General features: G+C 53.8%; 16 protein-coding genes. 4 read left to right on the plus strand and 12 right to left on the minus strand.

The genetic code is table 11. From position 1 onward, the window contains the following. Positions 1-26: 26 nt before the first annotated feature. Positions 27-455: a YhbP family protein gene (locus tag EHN13_RS23300; RefSeq protein WP_124022157.1), complete on the minus strand. Its 429-nt coding sequence runs from the start codon at positions 453-455 to the stop codon at positions 27-29. A gap of 43 nt (positions 456-498) precedes the next feature. Here EHN13_RS23300 and EHN13_RS23305 point away from each other — a divergent pair, with 43 nt between their 5' ends. Next, positions 499-807, plus strand: a complete 309-nt coding sequence (locus tag EHN13_RS23305; protein ID WP_269149339.1) for a GIY-YIG nuclease family protein — start codon at positions 499-501, stop codon at positions 805-807. Here EHN13_RS23305 and EHN13_RS23310 read toward each other — a convergent pair. Together EHN13_RS23310 and ubiT are read right to left on the minus strand one after the other, a co-directional pair. Then, positions 794-1,297: a GNAT family N-acetyltransferase gene (locus EHN13_RS23310; protein ID WP_003024966.1), complete on the minus strand. Its 504-nt coding sequence runs from the start codon at positions 1,295-1,297 to the stop codon at positions 794-796. The genes EHN13_RS23305 and EHN13_RS23310 overlap by 14 nt on opposite strands. Continuing rightward, a complete protein-coding gene (ubiT, locus tag EHN13_RS23315) occupies positions 1,291-1,815 on the minus strand; it encodes a ubiquinone anaerobic biosynthesis accessory factor UbiT (protein WP_124022158.1) in 525 nt (174 codons plus the stop codon). Before ubiT ends, EHN13_RS23310 begins: the two co-directional genes overlap by 7 nt. Positions 1,816-2,035: 220 nt before the next feature. Between ubiT and ubiU the strand changes: the two genes are divergently transcribed. The 3 genes from ubiU to EHN13_RS23330 all read left to right on the plus strand — a co-directional run bounded on the left by ubiU (position 2,036) and on the right by EHN13_RS23330 (position 5,004). Further along, complete coding sequence (ubiU, locus tag EHN13_RS23320) at positions 2,036-3,031, plus strand: ubiquinone anaerobic biosynthesis protein UbiU (RefSeq protein ID WP_115642792.1); 996 nt, start codon at positions 2,036-2,038, stop codon at positions 3,029-3,031. Positions 3,032-3,039: 8 nt separating this feature from the next. Next, a complete protein-coding gene (locus EHN13_RS23325; RefSeq protein WP_420912878.1) occupies positions 3,040-3,918 on the plus strand; it encodes a U32 family peptidase in 879 nt (292 codons plus the stop codon). A 78-nt stretch (positions 3,919-3,996) separates the two neighbouring features. Beyond that, a complete protein-coding gene (locus tag EHN13_RS23330) occupies positions 3,997-5,004 on the plus strand; it encodes a luciferase-like monooxygenase (protein WP_032938295.1) in 1,008 nt (335 codons plus the stop codon). 87 nt (positions 5,005-5,091) lie between these two features. Here EHN13_RS23330 and mtr read toward each other — a convergent pair whose 3' ends face one another. From mtr to infB, 9 genes are all read right to left on the minus strand, one after another. Next, positions 5,092-6,336, minus strand: coding sequence for a tryptophan permease (mtr, locus tag EHN13_RS23335; protein WP_124022160.1), 1,245 nt, complete (start codon positions 6,334-6,336; stop codon positions 5,092-5,094). Positions 6,337-6,481: 145 nt separating this feature from the next. Further along, positions 6,482-8,404, minus strand: coding sequence for an ATP-dependent RNA helicase DeaD (gene deaD, locus EHN13_RS23340; RefSeq protein ID WP_124022161.1), 1,923 nt, complete (start codon positions 8,402-8,404; stop codon positions 6,482-6,484). Then, positions 8,397-8,477, minus strand: coding sequence for a protein YrbN (gene yrbN / locus EHN13_RS23345; RefSeq protein ID WP_010723222.1), 81 nt, complete (start codon positions 8,475-8,477; stop codon positions 8,397-8,399). Before yrbN ends, deaD begins: the two co-directional genes overlap by 8 nt. A gap of 106 nt (positions 8,478-8,583) precedes the next feature. After that, complete coding sequence (nlpI, locus tag EHN13_RS23350) at positions 8,584-9,468, minus strand: lipoprotein NlpI (protein ID WP_040234121.1); 885 nt, start codon at positions 9,466-9,468, stop codon at positions 8,584-8,586. Between the two features lie 109 nt (positions 9,469-9,577). Further along, positions 9,578-11,710, minus strand: coding sequence for a polyribonucleotide nucleotidyltransferase (pnp, locus tag EHN13_RS23355; protein ID WP_047408353.1), 2,133 nt, complete (start codon positions 11,708-11,710; stop codon positions 9,578-9,580). Between the two features lie 246 nt (positions 11,711-11,956). Next, on the minus strand, positions 11,957-12,226 hold the full coding sequence (gene rpsO / locus EHN13_RS23360) for a 30S ribosomal protein S15 (protein ID WP_000059465.1): 270 nt from the start codon (positions 12,224-12,226) through the stop codon (positions 11,957-11,959). A gap of 273 nt (positions 12,227-12,499) precedes the next feature. Continuing rightward, positions 12,500-13,444: a tRNA pseudouridine(55) synthase TruB gene (truB, locus tag EHN13_RS23365; protein ID WP_124022162.1), complete on the minus strand. Its 945-nt coding sequence runs from the start codon at positions 13,442-13,444 to the stop codon at positions 12,500-12,502. After that, the gene (gene rbfA, locus EHN13_RS23370) at positions 13,444-13,848 is read right to left on the minus strand and encodes a 30S ribosome-binding factor RbfA (protein ID WP_003024988.1); all 405 of its coding nucleotides are present in this window, start codon (positions 13,846-13,848) and stop codon (positions 13,444-13,446) included. The genes truB and rbfA overlap by 1 nt, the downstream gene beginning before the upstream one ends. A 146-nt stretch (positions 13,849-13,994) precedes the next feature. Beyond that, on the minus strand, positions 13,995-16,685 hold the full coding sequence (gene infB / locus EHN13_RS23375; RefSeq protein ID WP_048213393.1) for a translation initiation factor IF-2: 2,691 nt from the start codon (positions 16,683-16,685) through the stop codon (positions 13,995-13,997). Position 16,686: the final 1 nt, after the last annotated feature.

Here is a 16,686-nt window from a genome sequence, read left to right on the forward strand (position 1 = left end):
CCCTGACGCTTCAATCACTCTTTTAACTATAGATCACGTAGCCAGTACATCTTTTTACCGAAGCCCAGCGTGTTGTCCGTGAATTTGACTTCATCCAGTCGAATCTCCCACACGGGCGCTGGCAACATTCTGGCGACGGGGAAACGGCGGTTGTAGGCGTTACGCGCGGTTTCACTCTCCTGCCCTTCAAGACGGCGAATTTCCCCCTTAAACTGCACGCCACGAATCAGGGCGACCGTTTTGGGCTGACCATTTACCGTGCCGGCAATCGGTGCACACGGTCCCGACATCTGCGCATGGCGCGTTTTATCTTCGGTCAGCACATAGAATGCCATCTTCTGCGCATCAAACAGGTAAAACGCATTGGCGCACCACAATTCACCTTCATGGTGTACACACCAGGTCACGACGTGCTGTTTTGCCAGCCAGCGAGACACCGCAGTCAGTGTTTCCATTTCTGTTCTCTTTTATACTGTAGGCCTGAAAATTATCACGTCGATGGTGACAATGACACCCTGGTATCTGTACCTGATCCGTACCGCTGACAACGCCTTATACACCGGAATAACCACCGATGTGCAGCGCCGCTATAAGCAGCATCAAAGTGGGAAAGGCGCGAAGGCGCTACGTGGAAAGGGGGAACTCACGTTGGCATTTGCGGCGCAGGTTGGCGACCGTTCGCTGGCCCTGCGCATAGAGTATCGGGTCAAGCAGCTTACAAAACGCCAGAAAGAGCGCCTTGTAGAAGGCGAAGGGCTTGAGGCTCTACTGAGCAGCCTGCAAGCCCCGCATGTTAAAAACGATTGAAGTGGTCGTGGTATTCCACCAGGCCTGTCACGCCCTCCAGCGCATCATCCGCCAGGCGATGAACCTGGAACGCGCTTTCGGTGCCCGGCCAGCGACAACGCAGGTCATGATGCGCTGCCAGCTCAAAGCCAAAGCGGCTGTACAGTGCCGGATCGCCCAGCGTAACCACCGCGGCGTAGCCAAACTCGTTCAGGGAATCGAGTCCTTCATAGACCAGTTGACGCGCCAGGCCCTGTCCCCGGTAGTTTTCATCCACCGCGAGCGGCGCCATGCCGACCCATTGCAGATCTTCACCCTGCACATCGACAGGGCTGAACGCGACGTAACCCACTACCTGACCTTCATCATCGGTAGCAACCAAACCCAGCGTTAAGAAACCATCTTCACGCAGGTCGTGGACTAATTTTGCTTCCGCATCGCTCTCAAATGAACGGCGCAGCAATGCATCAATACCAGGGGCATCAATGGGAATCTCAACTCGAATCAGCATGGCTCACCTACCGAGGTCTGTTTGGTTTCTGGCGACGTTTTCATACCCGCCTCAACAAAATCCGCCAACTGCATCAGCATGACGCGCAACGCTTTAGGCATCTGCTCCAGTTCGATGGCATCCATCAGATTTTTTACGTACAGCCCTAATTCTGTATCACCTTCGATCACCAGGCGACGCTGGAAGAAAAGCGTATCTGGATCCTGCTTACGCGCCGCGATCATCAGCAGATCGCTGGCATCGGCGCTAAAACTGACATCCGCATCTGCATTCTGGCTGACGATCAGTTTATCGTTCTGAACAGAGGTATACCATTTAAGGCCGATGTCACGCACATGAATGCTCAGCCAGCGACCGTCGAGAAACTCCAGCTCCCCATCGGCCAGCGCCTGACTAAACTGCCAGCTCAGGACCTGCTCCAGAACCTGGCGCTTCAGCGCAAAGGGCGTCAGTTTAACCGGTACACTCATCAGAGAAGGACCTAAATGTACTAAGCGTGAACGCAGTTTATCCAACACGAGCTTTACTCCCTGTTTCAATAGTCCTGCTATTTTGCCATATCAAATAAACGACATAGCGGCATAAATCAACAATTCGCTACGAAATTGTTACCTCTTTATTGGTGTCACCAATACGACTTTAACTGCCTCAAATCAAAAATTGTCTCAGCAAGGTTAACTAAAATCCCTCTTCGTTAACATTTCTGCGCCCGACATGGCGCAACGTTCAGGATAAATTATGGAGCTGCTCTGCCCTGCCGGAAACCTCCCGGCGCTTAAGGCGGCCATCGAGAACGGCGCTGATGCTGTCTACATCGGGCTGAAAGATGATACCAACGCCCGTCATTTCGCCGGCCTTAATTTTACCGAGAAAAAATTGCAGGAAGCGGTGAGTTTCGTTCATCAGCACCGCCGTAAGCTGCACATTGCGATTAACACCTTTGCCCATCCGGATGGGTATGTACGCTGGCAGCGTGCCGTTGATATGGCAGCGCAACTGGGGGCGGATGCGCTGATCCTCGCCGACCTCGCCATGCTTGAGTATGCCGCAGAGCGCTATCCCCATATTGAGCGCCATGTCTCCGTTCAGGCATCTGCGACTAACGAAGAGGCAATTAATTTCTACCATCGCAACTTTGACGTTGCGCGGGTCGTACTGCCACGCGTGCTGTCGATTCATCAGGTGAAGCAATTAGCCCGCGTAACCCCAGTTCCGTTAGAAGTGTTTGCCTTCGGCAGTCTGTGCATTATGGCAGAAGGTCGTTGCTACTTATCTTCTTATCTGACAGGCGAATCGCCAAACACCGTGGGTGCCTGCTCCCCTGCTCGCTTTGTGCGCTGGCAACAGACCCCGCAAGGGCTGGAATCCCGCCTAAACGAAGTTCTGATCGATCGCTATCAGGATGGAGAAAACGCCGGTTATCCGACGTTATGCAAAGGCCGCTATCTGGTTGATGGCGAACGCTATCATGCACTGGAAGAGCCTACCAGTCTGAACACGCTGGAACTGCTGCCCGACTTACTGGCCGCCAATATTGCTTCGGTCAAAATCGAGGGACGTCAGCGCAGCCCGGCTTATGTCAGCCAGGTGGCGAAAGTGTGGCGTCAGGCGATCGACCGCTGTATGGCCGACCCGCAAAACTACGCCCCGCAGGACGCGTGGATGGAAACGCTCGGTTCAATGTCCGAAGGCACGCAGACCACGCTTGGCGCGTATCACCGTAAATGGCAGTGAGAGAAGCAATGAAATATTCCTTAGGGCCGGTGCTGTGGTACTGGCCGAAAGAAACGCTGGAAGATTTTTATCAGCAGGCCGCCGTAAGCCAGGCCGACGTTATCTATCTTGGCGAAGCGGTATGCAGTAAACGTCGCGCCACCAAAGTGGGCGACTGGCTGGATATGGCGAAATCACTCGCGGGCAGCGGTAAACAGGTGGTGCTGTCGACGCTGGCGCTGGTGCAAGCTTCCTCTGAGCTGGGAGAACTGAAGCGCTATGTTGAAAATGGCGACTTCCTGCTGGAAGCCAGCGATCTCGGCGTGGTAAACATGTGCGCCGAGCGTAAGCTGCCGTTTGTCGCCGGGCATGCGCTCAACTGCTACAACGCGGTAACCCTGCGTTTACTGCTCAAGCAGGGCATGGTGCGCTGGTGTATGCCGGTAGAGTTGTCCCGCGACTGGCTGGTAAACCTGCTCAACCAGTGTGATGAGCTGGGTATTCGCAATCAGTTTGAAGTAGAGGTGCTGAGCTACGGGCATCTGCCGCTGGCATACTCCGCCCGCTGCTTTACCGCACGCTCTGAAGATCGTCCCAAAGACGAATGTGAAACCTGCTGCATCAAATACCCGAACGGACGCGATGTGCTGTCGCAGGAGAATCAGCAGGTCTTTGTCCTCAACGGGATCCAGACCATGAGCGGCTATGTCTACAACCTCGGCAACGAGCTGACATCGATGCAGGGTCTGGTTGATATTGTGCGTCTGTCCCCTTCAGGCACTGAAACATTCGCCATGCTCGACGCCTTCCGCGCCAATGAAAATGGCACGGCCCCATTACCTCTTGCCGCCCACAGTGACTGCAATGGCTACTGGAAGCGACTGGCTGGTCTGGAGCTGCGGGCGTAAAAAAGCTCACTTTGTTAACAACGGTAATCAAATTTTAATGCAGTATTAAAAGATTAACCGGTAACAAAGTGAGCCGTTATGACTGACAAAACTATTCCGTTCTCGGTGCTGGATCTGGCACCGATCCCTGAAGGTTCTTCGGCAAAAGAGGCCTTCACACACTCGCTTGATCTCGCCCGACTGGCCGAAAAGCGCGGCTACCACCGCTACTGGCTGGCAGAACATCACAACATGGTCGGTATCGCCAGCGCGGCAACTTCAGTGCTGATTGGCTATCTGGCTGCCAATACCACCACACTGCATCTCGGTTCCGGTGGCGTTATGCTGCCTAATCATTCGCCGCTGGTGATCGCCGAGCAGTTCGGTACCCTGAATACGCTGTATCCGGGACGCATCGATCTTGGGCTTGGCCGCGCGCCGGGGAGCGATCAGCCAACGATGCGTGCGCTGCGCCGCCACATGAGCGGTGATATCGATAACTTCCCACGCGACGTAGCTGAACTGGTGGACTGGTTCGACGCCCGCGATCCTAACCCTCATGTGCGCCCGGTTCCCGGCTACGGCGAGCAGATCCCGGTCTGGTTATTGGGCTCCAGCCTGTACAGCGCACAGTTGGCAGCCCAGCTCGGCCTGCCGTTTGCCTTCGCCTCACACTTTGCTCCGGATATGCTGCATCAGGCGCTGCATCTGTATCGCACCCAGTTCAAACCCTCAGCGCGGCTGGCAAAGCCGTATGCGATGGTGTGCATCAACATCATTGCCGCTGACAGCAATCGCGACGCCGAGTTTCTTTTCACCTCGATGCAGCAGGCGTTTGTGAAACTGCGTCGTGGCGAAACCGGCCAGCTACCACCGCCGGTAGAGAATATGCATCAGCTGTGGTCCGCTTCTGAACAGTACGGCGTACAACAGGCGCTGAGCATGTCGCTGGTTGGTGATAAGGCAAAAGTGCGTCACGGTCTTGATGCCATTTTGCGTGAAACCCAGGCCGATGAAATTATGGTTAACGGCCAGATTTTTGATCATCAGGCACGTCTTCATTCGTTTGATTTGGCGATGGATGTGAAGCAGGAATTGTTGGGGTAGCGCGGTTTGTGCCGGATGGCGGCTACGCCTTATCCGGCTTACACGGTACTGTAGGCCCGGTAAGCGCAGCGCCACCGGGCAACGGTTTTACTGGTATACAGGCAACAAATTAACGCTCGACAGAATATGGATAATCGCGTTGCCGATACCAAATACCAGGATCAGCGCAATCATCGGTTTGCCGCCCCAGACGCGGAATTTCGGGCTACCGAAACGCTCGCGGGATTTACGGGCCAGCAGCGCCGGAACAATGGCAGCCCAGATGGTTGCCGCGAGTCCTGCATAGCCAATGGCGTACAGGAAACCGTTCGGCCACAGCAATCCACCCACAATTGGCGGCACAAACGTCAGCAATGCCGTTTTAAAACGCCCCATTGCCGAGTCATCAAAGCCAAACAGATCCGCCAGATAGTCAAACAGACCGAGCGTGACGCCGAGGAATGAACTCGCCACCGCAAAGTTAGAGAACACCACTAACAGTAGATCCAGGCTGCGGCTGTTCAGTACGCCGCTCAGCGCCTGTACCAGCACATCAATGTTACCGCCCTGCTGCGCAATACCGATAAACTCCGGACGTGGAATATTCCCCATCGTTCCCAGTAACCATACGGTATACAGCACCAGCGCCAGCAGCGTGCCATACACCAGACACTTCACAATGGTTTTCGGATCTTTACCGTAGTACTTCATCAGGCTCGGGACGTTACCGTGGTAGCCGAACGACGCCAGGCAAAACGGCAGCGTCATCAGCAGGTACGGCGTATAAGAAGCATTGCTTTCCGCCACGTTAAACAACGTTGTGGGCTGAACGTGTCCCAATAAACTGCCGAAGGTCAGGAAAAAGGTAATTACCTTCGCACCCAGCACAATCGCCGTCATGCGGCTAACCGCTTTGGTGCTTAACCACACCACAAATGCCACCAACAGCGCAAAGCCAAGACCCGCCGCGCGCGCCGGAACATTCAGCGACATCTCCGAGAAGGTGTGATGCAGAATCGACCCGCTCGCTGAGATATACGCGTAGGTCAGAATATAGAGAACGAAAGCAATCGAGATGCCGTTCACCACGTTCCAGCCTTTGCCCAGCAGATCTTTCGTGATGGTGTCAAAGCTGGAACCAATGCGGTAATTGAGGTTAGCTTCAAGGATCATCAGCCCGGAGTGCAGCATGCAGAACCAGGTGAAGATCAGCGCTGCCATTGACCAGAAAAACCACGCCCCGGACATGACCACTGGCAGAGAAAACATCCCCGCGCCAATAATGGTGCCGCCGATAATCACCACGCCGCCGAGCAACGAAGGTGATGTTTGGGTGGTGGTTAGTGTTGCCATTTAGCCATCTCTCCAGTCATTTATATTGTGACTACATCTCAATGTGCTGCACTGTACCAGTACACGAGTACAAATGAAATAAAAAAAGCCCCGATTGTTGAGATCGGGGCTGTATATATTACTTTACGCTTTTATACCGTGAGGCTTATGCGTCACCGCCGAAACGACGACGACCAGCGGAGTCATCACGACGCGGAGCAGAAGAATCGTCACGACGCGGACCACGGTTGCCTTCACGACGTTCGCCGCTGAAACGACGACCATCGCCACGACCGCCTTCACGACGCTCACCGCTGAAACCACGACCTTCGCCACGACCACCTTCACGACGCTCGCCGCTGAAACGGCCACCGCCACGACGTTCACCACCGGTGTGTGGAACGGCATCGCCAACCAGCTGCATATTCATCGGCTTGTTCAGGATGCGAGTACGGGTAAAGTGCTGCAGCACGTCGCCCGGCATACCTTTCGGCAGCTCGATGGTGGAGTGGGAAGCAAACAGCTTGATGTTACCGATATAACGGCTGCTGATATCACCTTCGTTAGCAATAGCACCAACGATATGACGGACTTCAACACCGTCATCACGGCCCACTTCAATGCGGTACAGCTGCATATCGCCAACGTCACGACGTTCACGACGCGGGCGATCTTCACCACCACGGTCATTACGCGGGCCACGATCGTTGCGGTCACGCGGACCACGATCGTCACGGTCGCGGAATTCGCGTTTCGGACGCATCGGCGCATCTGGCGGCAGGATCAGCGGACGTTCGCCCTGAGCCATTTTCAGCAGTGCGGCTGCCAGCGTTTCGATATCCAGCTCTTCTTCCGGCTGCATTTTCGCCAGCAGAGCACGGTACTGATCCAGATCGCTGCTTTCCAGCTGCTGCTGTACTTTAGCGGCGAATTTTTCCAGACGGCGTTTGCCCAGCAGTTCTGCGTTCGGCAGTTCTACTTCCGGAATCGTCAGCTTCATGGTGCGTTCGATGTTACGCAGCAGACGACGCTCACGGTTCTCAACGAACAGCAGCGCACGGCCAGCACGACCCGCACGACCAGTACGGCCGATACGGTGAACGTAAGACTCGGAATCCATCGGGATGTCGTAGTTAACAACCAGGCTGATACGCTCAACGTCCAGGCCACGGGCCGCAACGTCGGTTGCAATCAGAATATCCAGGCGGCCATCTTTCAAACGTTCCAGAGTCTGCTCACGCAGGGACTGGTTCATGTCGCCGTTCAGTGCAGCGCTGCTATAACCGCTACGTTCCAGCGCTTCTGCCACTTCCAGGGTCGCATTTTTGGTACGAACGAAGATAATCGCCGCATCAAAATCTTCTGCTTCCAGGAAACGCACCAGCGCTTCATTTTTACGCATGCCCCATACAGTCCAGTAGCTCTGGCTGATGTCAGGACGCGTGGTAACGCTGGACTGAATGCGTACTTCCTGCGGCTCTTTCATAAAGCGGCGGGTAATACGACGAATCGCTTCCGGCATAGTCGCCGAGAACAGAGCGGTCTGATGACCTTCCGGGATCTGCGCCATGATGGTTTCAACGTCTTCGATGAAGCCCATACGCAGCATTTCGTCTGCTTCGTCCAGTACCAGACCGCTCAGTTTAGAGAGGTCCAGAGTCCCGCGCTTCAGGTGATCCAGCAGACGGCCCGGCGTACCGACGACGATCTGTGGTCCCTGACGCAGGGCACGTAATTGCACGTCATAACGCTGGCCGCCGTACAGGGCAACCACGTTCACGCCGCGCATGTGTTTAGAGAAATCCGTCATGGCTTCTGCAACCTGAACCGCCAGTTCGCGGGTCGGTGCCAGCACCAGAATCTGAGGTGCCTTCAGCTCAGGATCAAGATTGTTAAGCAGCGGTAAAGAGAACGCTGCAGTTTTGCCGCTACCTGTCTGGGCCATACCCAGAACATCGCGACCGCCCAGCAGATGCGGAATGCACTCTGCCTGGATTGGAGATGGTTTTTCGTAACCCAGATCGTTAAGGGCTTCAAGGATAGGAGCCTTCAGGCCCAGATCTGCAAAAGTGGTTTCGAATTCAGCCATGTAGTACGTGTGCCTCAAAATTAATGGCGGCCAGTCTACATAACTCATCATGAAATTGATCTGCAATTTTCATTGAAAAGTGTGAACCGGCTCAAAGTAGGTGTATTAACGAACAACAACGCCCTCACCCGTGAAGGTGATGGCAATCAAAAAAGATTACGGGCTGATGTGTACGTCAGCTATTGCTGGTCCGATTCTGCCAGGTCATCTTGGTCCTGGCCCAGGAGCGATAATTCCAACAATGCGTATCGGTGCTCAACAAAGTTATGAACGTTGTTAGCCACCGCCAGTTTGAACAATGCCGTAGCGTTGTCCAAATCCCCCAGACTTAGGTAGTACTTACCTAAATAGAAGTTGGTTTCACTGAGATGCTCAGCGAGCGAGGTGTTATCCGTTGCGTCCGCCTTCAGGCGTTCCATCAGCGTTGCTTCGCTAATGTTGCCCAGGTAGAACTCGACAATGTTCCATCCCCATTGCTCTTTATCTGATTTCTCAAAGCGTTGCTTTAACGCTTCTTTAGCCTGCTTCTCATCGAGCTTCTGCTCGGCGAGATAAAGCCACAGACTACGGAAAGGATCATTGGGATCGTCTTGATAAAACGCTAGCAGATCATCTTGCGCTAACTTGTCGCGACCGCCGTAATACAATGCGATACCGCGATTTAAGTGCGCGTAGTTGTAAGTTGGATCAAGCTCAAGTACAGAATCAAACGCTTCATAGGCAGCATCAAAATTGCCTGCCTGCGTTAAATATATACCTAAGTAATTGAATACTTCAGGCATATCTGGTCGGATTGCCAGCGCTTGTGAAAAATCATTTCGCGCCAGTGCCCTCAGACCGAGACTATCATACAACACTCCGCGCTCATATAAAAGCTGTGCGCGTTCGTCATCGGTTAAAGCCCGACTGGCAAGAATTTGTTCCATACGTGCCAGAATCACTTCCTGCTGCAAAGTCGGTTGCAATGGTACTGCGAGGACTTCACTCTTACGCCAGGTGGAATTACTGCATCCAGCCAGCGTGAGTGCTGTCGCAACGAAACACCAGCGCAAAAAAGGCTTCATTTCCCACTCCCGAAGACAACGATTGAATGAACGTCCAGGTTCCCCGGTTGCTAACAAGGCATCCTGCCGGGTTAAAGGCCCTCCGCTCTCACGGAGGGCAATGGCAACCTTACTCGCCCTGGCTTGCCGGAGCTTCCGGTTCGCCTGCAGGCTGAGACTGCTCAGTTGCTTCTTTAATGCTCAGACGTACACGGCCCTGGCGATCAACTTCCAGAACTTTGACCGGTACTTCCTGACCCATCTGCAGGTAATCGGTCACTTTCTCAACGCGCTTATCAGCGATCTGAGAGATGTGTACCAGGCCTTCTTTACCGCCACCGATGGCAACGAATGCGCCAAAGTCAACGATACGGGTCACTTTACCATTGTAGATACGGCCTACTTCGATCTCTGCGGTGATCTCTTCGATACGACGGATAGCATATTTCGCTTTTTCGCCGTCGGTCGCAGCAATCTTCACGGTACCATCATCTTCGATTTCAATGGTGGTGCCGGTTTCTTCGGTCAGAGCACGGATAACAGAACCGCCTTTACCGATAACGTCTTTGATCTTGTCCGGGCTGATCTTGATGGTGTGGATACGCGGAGCAAATTCAGAGATATCGCCACGCGGTGCGTTGATCGCTTGTTCCATCACACCCAGGATGTGCAGACGCGCACCTTTAGCCTGGTTCAGAGCAACCTGCATGATTTCTTTGGTGATACCTTCAATTTTGATATCCATCTGCAGTGCAGAGATACCGTCGCGGGAACCCGCCACTTTGAAGTCCATATCGCCCAGGTGGTCTTCGTCGCCCAGGATGTCAGACAGAACAACATAGTTGTCGCCTTCTTTCACCAGCCCCATCGCGATACCCGCAACGGCGGCTTTAATTGGCACGCCTGCGTCCATCAGCGCCAGGGAAGCGCCACATACGGAAGCCATAGAAGAAGAACCGTTAGATTCGGTGATTTCAGAAACCACACGCACGGTGTACGGGAATTTATCCAGTTCCGGCATCACTGCCAGTACGCCACGTTTCGCCAGACGACCGTGACCAATCTCACGACGCTTCGGAGAACCGACCATACCGGTTTCACCTACGCAGTACGGAGGGAAGTTGTAGTGGAACAGGAAGTTGTCAGTACGCTCGCCCATCAGTTCGTCGAGGTTCTGTGCATCACGAGTGGTGCCCAGGGTCGCGGTAACCAGCGCCTGAGTTTCGCCACGGGTGAACAGTGCGGAACCGTGAGTACGCGGCAGAACGCCAGTACGCACGTCCAGACCACGGATCATGTCTTTTTCACGGCCATCGATGCGCGGCTCGCCTGCCAGTACGCGGCTACGAACAACGTTTTTCTCGATAGCGTGCAGAATTTCACCCAGCTCGTTAGCGTCCAGGGTTTCGTCTTCAGCCACCAGAGTCGCGATGGTTTCAGATTTGATTACGTCAACCTGAGCATAACGCTCTTGTTTGTCGGTGATGCGGTAAGCGTCGCTCAGGCGAGCTTCTGCCAGTGCGGCAACGCGCGCGTTCAGCGCTTCGTTGACGGCTTCTGGCTGCCAGTCCCAACGCGGTTTGCCAGCTTCTTTCGCCAGCTCGTTGATGGCCTGAATAACAACCTGCTGCTGTTCGTGACCGAATACCACAGCGCCCAGCATCTGGTCTTCGCTCAGCAGTTCAGCTTCGGATTCAACCATCAGTACGGCAGCTTCTGTACCCGCAACAACCAGGTCCAGCTTGCTTTCTTTCAGTTCGTCCTGAGTCGGGTTCAGTACGTACTGGTCATTGATGTAACCAACACGTGCAGCACCGATCGGGCCGTTGAATGGGATGCCAGACAGCGTCAGCGCAGCAGATGCACCAATCATGGCCACGATGTCCGGGTTAACCTGCGGGTTAACGGAAACAACGGTGGCGATAACCTGAACTTCGTTAACGAAGCCTTCCGGGAACAGCGGACGAACCGGGCGGTCAATCAGACGCGCAATCAGGGTTTCGCCTTCGCTCGGACGGCCTTCACGACGGAAGAAGCTACCTGGGATACGGCCAGCAGCGTAGGTACGCTCCTGATAGTTAACGGTCAGCGGGAAGAAATCCTGGCCTGGTTTCGCTTTTTTCTGGCCAACAACGGTAACAAATACCGCAGTGTCATCCATGCTAACCATAACAGCGGCAGTCGCCTGGCGCGCCATCATGCCGGTTTCCAGCGTAACGGTATGCTGACCGTACTGGAATTTACGAACGATCGGATTAAGCAAAATAATATCCTTTCTCTATTTTTTGACGGCACATTTTTGCGCCATCGTTAATACCCGATCTTCTGCGCATCCTCGCGACTAATGACAACCCTAACCCATAAGCATGAGTAAAGCCTCTCATTAGCCGCGCGAACCTCTGCAACGGAAGATCATTCATAGCAACAATACATTAGTTTCCAGCGAATTGCTGCCATCTGCTGGAAAAAAGGGGCCATGAAGGCCCCCTCTTTCTGAAACTCGAAAGAATTAGCGACGCAGACCCAGACGCTCGATCAGCGCGGTGTAACGTGCAACATCTTTACGTTTCAGGTAGTCGAGCAGTTTACGACGCTGAGAAACCATGCGCAGCAGACCACGACGGCTGTGGTGATCTTTTTTGTGCTCTGCAAAGTGGCCCTGCAGGTGGTTAATCTGTGCAGTCAACAGAGCAACCTGAACATCGGTAGAACCGGTGTCGTTTGCATCACGACCAAACTCAGAAACGATTTTAGCGGTAGCTTCAGTACTTAGAGACATTTTAAAACTCCAAAGTGTTAAGAATGAAAGGATGCCGATCTCTAATTCAGCTATCCCAGTGTATACACTTCATCCTTCAAGCTGACTCTGCGTTGGCTGCGTCCGCTCACCTCAGTCACTTACCTGAGTAAGCTCCTGAGGATTCTCAGACTTGCCGCCTTGATGCAGCTTGAATGATTTTGTGTATACGCCACGCAGATTGTTAAACAATTCACGCGACGTTAAGCGGCAGTATTCTACTCGCAGCGCCCTTTTATCGCAAGACAGAGAGCGCTATGCAGGATACTCAACCACCAGGCGGCGGGGAGCAACACGACCTTCATCGTCCATTTCCCCCATGCCGATAAACTTGCCTTCTTCACCTTCCGTCACGCGCACCAGTCCTTCCAGCGGCGCGCCTGACGTCCGTACCGGATTACCATTTTTAAAGTAAACCGACGATGTTAAAGGTAAATTAACTACCGGATAGTCTGATGCCGGACTGTCCATTGGCATCAGCAAAGGATCAAGCAACTGCGCCGCCGGAATATTTTGCTGTTCTGCCTGCTCAACCAGTTCACGCAGATGCTCCAGCGTGACCATACGATCCACCGGATACTTGCTGACCGTCAGACGACGCAGATACGTTACGTGCGCGCCGCAGCCCAGCTTCTCACCGAGATCGTCAACGATGGTGCGAATATAGGTGCCTTTGGAGCAGTGAACTTCCAGCTCCAGCTCGTTACCTTCGTGGCGAATAAACAGCAGCTCATAGACGGTAATCGGGCGCGCTTCACGCGGCACTTCAATGCCCTGACGCGCATATTCGTACAGCTTCTTACCCTGATACTTCAGCGCCGAATACATTGACGGGATCTGCTCGATATCGCCGCGGAAAGTCTCCAGCGCGCTTGCAAGCTGCTCAGCGGTGAAGGTTACCGGACGTTCCTGCACGATTTGCCCATCAGCATCCGAGGTGTCAGTACGCTGGCCCAGACGGGCAACCACACGATAGCGTTTATCAGAATCCAGCAAATACTGTGAAAACTTCGTCGCTTCACCGAGGCAAATCGGCAGCATGCCTGTCGCCAGCGGATCCAGCGCGCCGGTATGTCCCGCGCGGTTGGCATTGTAGATGCGCTTTACTTTTTGCAGTACGTCATTGCTGGACATGCCTTGCGGTTTGTCCAGCAGCAGAACACCGTGAATGTCGCGACCACGACGACGAGGACGACTCATCAGTCCTCCTTGCTGTCGTCCGCTGGGTTCACACGACGCTCATCGTCATGTTTCACCACGCTGGTCACCAGGTTGGACATGCGCATCCCTTCGACCAGTGAGTTGTCGTAGAAGAAGGTCAGTTCCGGCACGATACGCAGACGCATGGCTTTACCCAGCAGAGAGCGGATAAAACCAGAAGCTTCCTGCAGCGCCTTAATACCATTTTTAACGGCAGCTTCGTCCTGGTCGTTCAGGAACGTCACGAATACTTTGGCATACGCCAGATCACGGGACATCTCAACACCAGACACGGTAGTCATCATGCCCACGCGTGGGTCTTTGATTTCGCGCTGCAGGATGAGTGCGATTTCTTTCTGCATCTCCTGCGCGACGCGCTGCGGGCGACCAAATTCTTTCGCCATAATAAATTCTCCAGAATAAAGACAAAAAAGGGGCAATAAGCCCCTTTTTAAATTTCTTGCCGGGTGGCGCTTCGCTTACCCGGCCTACGCTTAATCATCTTCTCAGGATTTTGGGCTGCAAGTTGCGGCCCAAAAGACGACGAAGATTATGCGATGGTACGTTTGATCTCAATGATCTCGAACACTTCGATCATATCGCCAACGCGAACGTCGTTGTAGTTCTTAACGCCGATACCACATTCCATGCCGTTACGGACTTCGTTGACATCATCTTTGAAGCGGCGCAGGGATTCCAGCTCACCTTCATAGATAACCACGTTGTCGCGCAGTACGCGGATTGGGTTGTGACGTTTAATCGTACCTTCGGTAACCATACAGCCTGCGATAGCGCCGAATTTCGGTGATTTGAACACATCACGCACTTCAGCCAGACCAATGATCTGCTGTTTCAGCTCCGGAGACAGCATGCCGCTCATCGCTGCTTTCACTTCGTCGATCAGATGATAGATGACGGAGTAGTAACGCAGATCCAGGCTTTCAGATTCGATAACTTTACGTGCAGATGCATCAGCACGGACGTTGAAGCCAACCAGAATCGCGTTGGATGCCGCTGCCAGAGTCGCGTCGGTTTCGGTGATACCACCTACGCCAGAACCAATGATCTTCACTTTGACTTCGTCGGTAGACAGTTTCAGTAAAGAGTCAGAAATCGCTTCGACAGAACCCTGCACGTCGGCTTTCAGGACGATGTTCACTTCGTGAACTTCACCATCAGTCATGTTAGCGAACATGTTTTCAAGTTTAGATTTCTGCTGACGAGCCAGTTTAACTTCACGGAATTTGCCCTGACGATACAGTGCAACTTCACGGGCTTTCTTCTCGTCACGAACGACAGTAACTTCGTCACCTGCAGCCGGAACACCGGACAGACCGAGGATTTCCACCGGAATGGATGGACCTGCTTCCAGGACTTCCTGACCCAATTCGTTACGCATCGCACGAACGCGACCGTATTCGAAGCCACAGAGTACGATGTCGCCTTTATGCAGCGTACCTTCACGCACCAGTACGGTAGCAACCGGACCACGACCTTTATCCAGGAAGGATTCGATAACCGCACCGCTCGCCATACCTTTACGCACAGCTTTCAGTTCCAGTACTTCGGCCTGCAGCAGGATAGCGTCCAGCAGCTCATCGATACCGGTACCCGCTTTCGCAGAAACGTGAACGAATTGGCTCTCGCCGCCCCACTCTTCCGGCATGATGCCGTACTGGGACAGTTCGTTTTTAACGCGATCAGGATCCGCTTCTGGTTTATCGATCTTGTTGACTGCAACCACTACCGGCACACCTGCCGCTTTCGCGTGCTGGATTGCTTCGATAGTCTGCGGCATCACGCCGTCGTCTGCTGCAACAACCAGAACAACGATATCCGTTGCCTGAGCACCACGAGCACGCATGGAGGTAAACGCGGCGTGACCCGGGGTATCCAGGAAGGTGATCATACCGTTGTCAGTTTCAACGTGGTACGCACCGATGTGCTGAGTAATGCCGCCTGCTTCGCCAGAGGCCACTTTCGTGGAACGAATGTAGTCCAGCAGAGACGTTTTACCATGGTCAACGTGACCCATGATGGTGACTACCGGTGCGCGCGGTTCAGCCGCAGCGCCGGTATCACGGTCGCTCATTACCGCTTCTTCCAGCTCGTTTTCACGACGCAGGATAACTTTGTGGCCCATCTCTTCGGCAACCAGCTGTGCGGTTTCCTGGTCGATGACCTGGTTAATGGTCGCCATTGCGCCCAGTTTCATCATCGCTTTGATGACCTGAGAGCCTTTAACTGCCATTTTGTTCGCCAGATCGCCAACGGTGATGGTTTCACCGATCACAACGTCACGGTTAACGGCCTGAGCTGGCTTCTGGAAGCCCTGCTGCAGAGCGGAACCTTTACGCTGCTTACCGCCTTTACCACCGCGAACCGCGGCACGCGCTTCTTCACGGTCAGCTTTAGATTCAGCGTGTTTGTTGCCTTTCTTCGCCGGACGCGCTGCTTTCGTGCTGCGAGTACGACCACGGCCGCCTTCGACTTCACGATCGTTCTCGTCTTCAGCCTGGCGAGCGTGCTGGGAAGTGGTGACGTGATAATCGCTGGTATCTTCAACAGGTTCAGCGTTATTCACACCATTTTTCTCATTTTCTTCCGCCATACGGCGAGCTTCTTCCGCTACGCGGCGCGCTTCTTCTTCAAGCTTGCGACGTGCTTCTTCTTCCGCTTTACGCTTCAGTTCAGCGGCTTCATTTTCACGGCGGGCTTTTTCGGCCTGGGCGGTTTTAGTCATATCGTCGGTCTGTTGATTGCTCACTTTGTCTTTTTCCGCAGCTTCACGTTTCGCTTTATCAGCGGCTTCACGCTTAGCTTGTTCTGCGGCCTCACGTTCGGCTTTTTGTTGCGCCTCGCGTTTGGCAGCTTCTTCTGCCTCACGACGGGCTTGCTCTTCCGCTTCACGCTGCGCCTGCTCTTCCGCGGCAAGGCGTTCAGCCTCTTGCGGATCGCGTTTCACAAAGGTGCGTGTCTTGCGGACTTCGATTTGTACCGATTTACTTTTCCCACCGGTACCTGGAATATTGAGAGTACTGCGCGTTTTACGCTGCAATGTCAACTTATCCGGCGCTGAGCCGTTTTCACGGTTCAGGTGCGCCAGTAAGGTTTGTTTCTCTTGTGCGGATACAGAGTCGTCAGCAGACTTCGGGATACCTGCATCAGCAAATTGCTGTACCAGGCGATCCACGGAGGTCTGTATCTCTGCAGCCAGTGTTTTTACGGTTACATCTGTCATA

This window comes from Citrobacter youngae (assembly GCF_003818115.1).
GTDB lineage: Bacteria > Pseudomonadota > Gammaproteobacteria > Enterobacterales > Enterobacteriaceae > Citrobacter > Citrobacter youngae.

Bases quoted from the DNA above. Each gene is read 5' to 3' on its own strand.
- mtr (WP_124022160.1), bottom strand. From the start codon at position 6,336: ATGGCAACACTAACCACCACCCAAACATCACCTTCGTTGCTCGGCGGC.
- infB (WP_048213393.1), bottom strand. From the start codon at position 16,685: ATGACAGATGTAACCGTAAAAACACTGGCTGCAGAGATACAGACCTCC.
- EHN13_RS23300 (WP_124022157.1), bottom strand. From the start codon at position 455: ATGGAAACACTGACTGCGGTGTCTCGCTGGCTGGCAAAACAGCACGTC.
- EHN13_RS23325 (WP_420912878.1), top strand. From the start codon at position 3,040: ATGAAATATTCCTTAGGGCCGGTGCTGTGGTACTGGCCGAAAGAAACG.
- truB (WP_124022162.1), bottom strand. From the start codon at position 13,444: ATGAGTCGTCCTCGTCGTCGTGGTCGCGACATTCACGGTGTTCTGCTG.
- EHN13_RS23310 (WP_003024966.1), bottom strand. From the start codon at position 1,297: ATGCTGATTCGAGTTGAGATTCCCATTGATGCCCCTGGTATTGATGCA.
- rbfA (WP_003024988.1), bottom strand. From the start codon at position 13,848: ATGGCGAAAGAATTTGGTCGCCCGCAGCGCGTCGCGCAGGAGATGCAG.
- nlpI (WP_040234121.1), bottom strand. From the start codon at position 9,468: ATGAAGCCTTTTTTGCGCTGGTGTTTCGTTGCGACAGCACTCACGCTG.
- rpsO (WP_000059465.1), bottom strand. From the start codon at position 12,226: ATGTCTCTAAGTACTGAAGCTACCGCTAAAATCGTTTCTGAGTTTGGT.
- EHN13_RS23305 (WP_269149339.1), top strand. From the start codon at position 499: ATGGTGACAATGACACCCTGGTATCTGTACCTGATCCGTACCGCTGAC.
- EHN13_RS23330 (WP_032938295.1), top strand. From the start codon at position 3,997: ATGACTGACAAAACTATTCCGTTCTCGGTGCTGGATCTGGCACCGATC.
- ubiU (WP_115642792.1), top strand. From the start codon at position 2,036: ATGGAGCTGCTCTGCCCTGCCGGAAACCTCCCGGCGCTTAAGGCGGCC.
- deaD (WP_124022161.1), bottom strand. From the start codon at position 8,404: ATGGCTGAATTCGAAACCACTTTTGCAGATCTGGGCCTGAAGGCTCCT.
- yrbN (WP_010723222.1), bottom strand. From the start codon at position 8,477: ATGAAAATTGCAGATCAATTTCATGATGAGTTATGTAGACTGGCCGCC.